We start from the raw sequence: 524 nt of genomic DNA on the forward strand, positions 1-524 counted from the left end.
ACTGTTGCTTTCACCGCTAATGCTTGCAATTGTGGCTTTGATCAAAATTGACAGCCCGGGTCCGGCGGTATTTCGACAAAAGAGATGGGGCCAGAGCTGCACCATCATCGAGGTGTTGAAGTTCAGGACGATGCGCATCGAACTCTGCGACTTTTCCGGCGTTTGCCAGACAGTCGAACACGATCCCAGAGTAACGCGGCTCGGGAGCATATTGCGCTCGACAAACCTTGATGAATTACCGCAACTCGTAAACGTGTTGCGGGGTGACATGTCGCTTGTCGGGCCGCGTTGCCACGCAATCGGCATGTTGGCCGCCGGCGTGCCTTATGAGGAATTGGTGCCCGATTATCACATGCGGCATCTGGTAAAGCCTGGAATTACCGGAATGGCGCAGATGAAGGGACTTCGCGGACCTACGGTCGATCGCGACGCGGCGATCATGCGCTTCGAATGCGACGCTTACTATGTTTCCAACCTGTCTTTCTGGCTCGATTTCAAAATCATGCTGGAGACCCTTCGCATGG

The 524-nt window shown here is 54.4% G+C and carries 1 protein-coding gene; it reads left to right on the top strand.

Going from position 1 to position 524, the window contains the following annotated elements; all coding sequences use genetic code 11:
* Positions 1-19: 19 nt before the first annotated feature.
* On the top strand, positions 20-524 hold a 505-nt coding region (locus AC1D0P_RS28135; protein ID WP_477679738.1), incomplete at its 3' end, for a sugar transferase.

Source organism: Polaromonas sp. P1_G2 (assembly GCF_056405515.1).